Source organism: Geomonas sp. (genome assembly GCF_035254065.1).
GTDB lineage: Bacteria > Desulfobacterota > Desulfuromonadia > Geobacterales > Geobacteraceae > Geomonas.
Genome location: NZ_DATFBA010000281.1, coordinates 1 through 5,739, shown reverse-complemented (window position 1 = coordinate 5,739; position 5,739 = coordinate 1). Strand labels below are relative to the sequence as shown.

The window sequence follows — 5,739 nt, the reverse complement described above, 5'->3', positions numbered from 1 at the left end:
CGTCTTCCAGTAGACGGCAAGGCCCGAAGCTGCAACAGAAAAAGGCCGGGGAGTTTTCCCCGGCCTTTTTCCTTACTGCTCGCCCATATATTTTTTTTGATTCAGGATTCATCCTCTTTCAGCGGGATGATGGCCACATTGGCCTTTCCCGCCCCGAAGAATCCTAGCTTCTTTGCCGCAGCCCGTGAAAGATCAATGAACGGGAATCCTCTTCTGCGGCAACGGTCATTTACCACAACCGTGACTTCCTTGTTGTTGGCGAGGTTCCGCACCCGGATCTTGGTACCGAGCGGGAGGCTCTGATGGGCGGCGGTCAGCTTCTCAGGATGATACCGTTCACCTGAGGTGGTCCGTCTCCCTTGGAACTTCTTGGCATAGTAGGTCGCAAAACCTACCAGCTTCTTCGCCAACGACGGTTTCTGCGTTTCTGCGTTCTGCGGTGCTACGTTTGTTACAGCCGGAGTTTCTACTACCTGTTCTGCGGCCAGCAGGGGAAGCGTGTGGATCGGGAGGAGCATCAGGCATGCCAGGACAATCCATAGCAGCCCGCGGCTCCGCTCGGGTGATGCCATGCGCACCTCCTTTGTTGGGCGAGGTGTTCATATATCACAGCAAGCAAGCGGCGTCAAGGAAAAATGACGTCAAAATCGCCTAAACCATTATTTTTAAAAGGATTTTTGCTAATGAGGATGGTGTACCTTGCCGGCCAGCCGGAGGGGGGGCTGGGACTGCCGCAGACGGATGGCTGTGGTGTCGGTGATGATGATCACTTCCCTGGTGGAGCCGTCGATGTCGGCGGTAGGGAAGGCGTAACGGTTGAGGACGAAGCGCTTGCCGCTTTGCGGGTGCGCGAGTTCCACGCCGGGAGACTCCAGGTGGGGCTTGAGCCCGAACTCCTCCAGCAGCGGGAGCCAGTCGCGCCCCACGATGTCGCGGTGGGCCAGGCCGGTGAAGGTCTCCACCGCCCGGTTGAAGCGGCGCACCTTCCCCCACTTGTCGGTGAGGATGAACATGTCGCTGATGCAGTCCATGGTCTCCTCCCACTCCAGGCGGATCGCCTCCATCTGGTGGAAGAGGTTTTTCAGCTCCTCGTGTTTCATGAAAAGCCGCGCCTCGCTCTCCAGGAGCTCCTTCTCCAGGTGCCTCTGCTCGGTCACGTCACGCGAGATGGCGATCAGGCAGGCCTCGCCCCGGTACTCGATCACGTCGGCCGACCACAACAGCTCCCGGATCTCGCCCGACTTGACCCGGAAGCGGACCTCCAGGTTGCGCACGTGCCCGAACTGGTTCATCAGCCTGAGCATCACCATGCGCGCGTCCGGGTCGACCCACAGCTGCAGCTCCAGCGAGGTCTTGCCCAGCACCTCTTCCCTGCGGTAGCCGGTGATCTTCTCGAAGGCCTCGTTGACGTCGATGTACATGCCGTCCTGGGCGCGGGTGATCACGATGGAGTCCGGGCTGGCGCGGAAGGCCTTGGAGAACTTCTCCTCCGAGATCCGTAACGCCTGTTCCGCCTCGGTGCGCCAGGTGATGTCCTGGTTGAGGCCGATCAGGCGCAGGGGATTGCCGTCCCGGTCGTAGGTGACGTCGGCCCAGGTGGAGTGGGTGCGGAGCGCCCCGTTGGGGAGCAACAGCCGGTAGTCGGTCCGAAACGGCTTCTTGTTGTAGAGGGCGTCGTTGATCGCCCTGATCACCATCTCCCGGTCGTCCGGATGGATGACGTCCAGGAACCACTCGTAGCTGGGAACGAACGTCGCGGAGTCGACCCCGAACAGGTGATAGAGCTCGTCGGACCAGGTGAGGGTGTTGGTGGTGACCTCCCACTCCCAGCTCCCCAGCCCGGCGATCTGCTGCGCCACGGCCAGCGAGGCCTGGCTCTCCCTCAGGGCCTGCTCTACCGTCTTCTGGGCGCTGATGTCCACCAGCGAGAGCACCGCGTGCTCGGTGCCGGCCATCACCGCCCAGTTGCCGGCCATCACCTTGACGTTGCCGAAACGGTCGAGGATCTGCAGTTCGAGGTTCTGCCTCGCCTCCCCTTCCCGACCGGTCAAGCCGTCGGGGAGGAGGGCGCCGTTGCCGCCCGCCATGAACTCGGTCCAGCGCTTTATCCCCTCCAGCTCCTTCCTGCCAAAGCCGGTGACCGCCTCGAAGCCGCGGTTCACCATGTGCAGGGTGCCGTCGGGGCGGATGATGGCCATGGCGGTGCCGGTGTTGTCGAAGATGGCCCGGTATCTCGCCTCCGATTCCCTGAGCAGCGCCTCGGCGTTGCGGCGCATGGTGATGTCGCGGGTCACCTGCAGCACGCTCTGGCCGCCGCCGATCGGGTGGGTCAACATCTCCTCGTACTGACGGTTCCCCCCCTCCACTTCGTGGCTGATTTCGCGAGTGAGCGGTGATCCGCCGGCCACCGTCTCCTCGACCTGGGACTGCATCTCCCGGGGGAGCCGGCGGGCGGCCACCAGGTCGGCCAGGCTCTGCCCCACCATCTCCTTCTCCGAAATTGCATAGCGCTGGCAGAAGATGGCGTTGGCGGAAGCGATGGTCAAGGTGGCGGTGTCGATGATGCAGACCGCGTCGCCGGTGGTCTCGAAGAAGGTGCTGGCAAGCTGGTCGGAGTGCCTGAGGAGGGATTCGGTGTTGCGGCGTCGTTCGGAGAAGACTTCCAGGAACAGGAAGAAAAGGGCGAGCAGCAGCGAGGTGAGGGTCCGCATGTACAGCTCGCGGGGTTCCACCGAGAGGAGTTCGTGCAGGAAGGATTCGCCGCCGAAGGAGAGGGCGTCAATCAGGGCGTCCCCGATCCAGAAGAGGACGAAACACCCGAAGGTGGTGACGATATGCCATTTCCACTGCAACAGTTTAGACATCCAAATCCTCCGCCTTACTGCGACCACTCCGAGGGACGCTTCGGCTGAAAAAGGAAAAACTTGATGCGCACTCTCTTTTCAACGCTTCCCCCCTTGTTTCTATAGGGGATGGGGCTGGGTGTGAGGGGGCTTTTCCGGCAGAGGGGGGCACCCTCACCCGCCCTTCGGGCACCCTCTCCCCTAAAGGGGCGAGGGGATACATACATAAGGCCGCGCTAGCCGATGAAGAGCGGCTGCCTGCGGGGGGGGACGATCCCCGCCGCCGCGGCCCGTTCGAGCAACAGTTGAACGGCGGCCTCCCCCTCTTCGCCCAGGGACCTGGAGAAATCGTTCACGTACAGGCCGATGTGGGCGTCGCAGACCTGGTCGCTCATCTCCTGGGAATGGGCGCGAATATAGGGGCGGGCGACTCCCGGATTTTGGAAGGCAAAGGCCACGCTTTTTTCGATGCCGCGCTCCAGCGCCGACAGGATGTCCTCCCCCAGGCTGCGGCGGGCGGCAATGCCCCCCAACGGGATCGGGTGGCCGGTCTCCTGCTCCCACCACTCCCCCAGGTCGACGACCTTGGTGAGTCCGTAGGAGGGATAGGTGAAACGCGACTCGTGGATAATCACTCCCGCGTCCACCGAACCGTCCGCCACCGCCGCCATGATCCGGTCGAAGGGTAGGTAGACGAATTCGGTCAGCGAAGGATCGAACAGTCTCAGCAGCAGCGCCGCCGTGGTGTAGCGACCCGGCAGCGCGATCCTGCGGCCGGCCAGGCGGGTCGCATCGAGCGGCTCGCGCGCGACCAGCAACGGCCCGCAGCCGCGTCCCAGCGCGCCCCCCGACCTCAGCAGCAGGTAGTCATCGAGGATGTGCCCGAGCAGGTGATAGGAGATCTTGGACACGTCCAGCACCGCGGAAAGGGCCAGCTTGTTGAGAGTCTCCACATCCTCCAGGCGCTCCGTGAAGGTCAAGCCGTCACAATCCACCCGTCCGTGCACGAGGGCATCGAAGATGAAGGTGTCGTTCGGACAGGGGGAGAAGCCAAGAGTAAGATTCCTGCTCAGCATGCTATTTCCGTGCATCAGGTAACCTTCGTTTCTGGTTGTCTCTGTCTGTGGAACCTGACCTATCTGTCTCAGCCCTTCTTCTATAACTCATAGAGAGCTGACATATACAGACAAAGAACAAGCTAATATTACCATGGAATTATAAACCAAGAAAACACTAGTTTTAAGTCAGTAAATGAAACGGCAGCTTATTTTTTCTTATTCAGCTTCACCGTCTACGTCAACCGCATTACCCGTCAACGCAGAGCTTGACTCAACGAGCCGCGGCGGCCACCGACGGGAACCTCAGGTACTCCAACAGGAACCGCTGCACCTGCCCGACGGCAAGCTTCAGGTCCCAGCGGGAAAGATCGCGGTCCTCCACCAGGTTGCTGATCCCGCGCACCTCCAGGAATGGCACCCCGTAGAGGTGGGCCACCTGGGCGAGAGCGGCCCCTTCCATGTTCTCGCAGATGCCGGCATAGCGAGTGAGCAGCTCTTCCCCGTGGGCGGCCGAGCCGCTGCAGGTGGAAACGGTCAGGAAGGGGCCCAGCTTGGCCCGGAAGCCGTGGCCGGCGGCGCATTCCACGGCAGAGGCTGCCAGCCCCGCGGCCAGCGGGAAGGTGTTGAACAGCCGCTCACCCCGCAGCTCGCATACCGGGATGCCGATCAGCTCCAGTCCTCTCCACCCCTCACAGGTCTGCACCCCCTCGTCGGCAAAGGTCTCGCTGGAGGCGATCGCCAGGTCGCCCACGGAGAGTTCAGCCAGCGGGAAAGCGCCCCCGCAGCCGGTATTGATCAGCAACTCCGGCTGCAAGCGATCCAGAAGCAGGGTTGCCGCCGAGGCGGCATTGACCTTGCCGATACCGGTGACCGCCAGCACGACCTCCCTGCCGCCGGCCTCACCACGGAAGGCGGCAAGATGGCCAAGCCCATGGTCAGCTTGGGCGGAGAGTTTCTGCACCAGCAGGGAGAGCTCCATTTCGGTGGAGGCGGTGACGACGATTGGCTTCATTACTGGCACCCGCAGAGAAGGATAAAGGCTGAAGTCTACCATAGCAGCGCCGGCAACTTCAAGGTGAAGAAGGGGAATTGTCAAAAAACCGTCACCGCTCGACGCGCCCGCCCTTTTCACCCGTTTTTGTCAGGATTTTTGACACTTCTGCTCCGTTAACGCCGTAAACCTGCGTCAGCATTGGCGGGGCATGGCTCTTGCTGACCTGGCATTCGGATCAGAACGGCTCGCCGCGCAGACCATCGATGTTCCCCCCTCCAGCCAGCTCACCGCAATGAGGCACCCGGAAAGGAAAGAGAGGCATGTCGGCGAGCAGGACAGGAGCCGCCCGTCGGGGCGGAAATGGCCGCACCGGAACCCCCTTTTTTGTTGCATAACGCAAGTGCATTTAATATATTCAGACCGTTCTAACACTAACCGGAAAAGGGCCCCTCATGCCGCGGTGGATTCTCCCCCTGAACATACTGCTGGCCGTACTGTTGATCGCAGTGGCCGCCCTCATCACCGCCGATCTGATCAGCTTCAAAATCTCGGCACTCTCCCCCAGGACAGCCCCCAAAGCCGCCGCCCCGGTCCAGCCGGCCGTGGCCTCCGAGGACCTGCAGAGCTACGGCTCCATCCTCGAGAAGGGGCTGTTCGGCAAGGCGACCCAGGGGAAACTAACCCCCATCGTGGCGGCCGCCCAGGGTCCGGCCCAGGGAGCAGCGGCTCCGCCGCCCGCCTCGGTGAACGACCTTACCCTGCTCGGGACCGCGGTCGGCTCCTTCCGGGAGACCTTCGCCCTGGTGGCGCAGGGGTCCTCCCACGAGGAAAGGGTCTTCCGCCT

5 protein-coding genes are annotated in these 5,739 nt (G+C 62.3%); 1 reads left to right on the top strand and 4 read right to left on the bottom strand.

All coding sequences use genetic code 11. From position 1 onward, the window contains the following. Positions 1 to 101: 101 nt before the first annotated feature. The 4 genes from VJ604_RS13025 to mqnB all read right to left on the bottom strand — a co-directional run bounded on the left by VJ604_RS13025 (position 102) and on the right by mqnB (position 4,913). Complete coding sequence (locus tag VJ604_RS13025) at positions 102 to 572, bottom strand: septal ring lytic transglycosylase RlpA family protein (protein WP_324083187.1); 471 nt, start codon at positions 570 to 572, stop codon at positions 102 to 104. Positions 573 to 680: 108 nt separating this feature from the next. Then, positions 681 to 2,864 (bottom strand): PAS domain-containing protein, encoded by a 2,184-nt coding sequence (locus VJ604_RS13020; RefSeq protein ID WP_324083184.1) that lies wholly within the window; start codon positions 2,862 to 2,864, stop codon positions 681 to 683. Between the two features lie 215 nt (positions 2,865 to 3,079). Beyond that, a complete protein-coding gene (locus VJ604_RS13015; RefSeq protein ID WP_324083182.1) occupies positions 3,080 to 3,919 on the bottom strand; it encodes a 1,4-dihydroxy-6-naphtoate synthase in 840 nt (279 codons plus the stop codon). A gap of 253 nt (positions 3,920 to 4,172) precedes the next feature. Next, the gene (mqnB, locus tag VJ604_RS13010; protein ID WP_324083181.1) at positions 4,173 to 4,913 is read right to left on the bottom strand and encodes a futalosine hydrolase; all 741 of its coding nucleotides are present in this window, start codon (positions 4,911 to 4,913) and stop codon (positions 4,173 to 4,175) included. 434 nt (positions 4,914 to 5,347) lie between these two features. Here mqnB and VJ604_RS13005 point away from each other — a divergent pair. Next, the coding region (locus VJ604_RS13005; protein ID WP_324083179.1) for a type II secretion system protein N at positions 5,348 to 5,739 on the top strand (392 nt) is incomplete at its 3' end.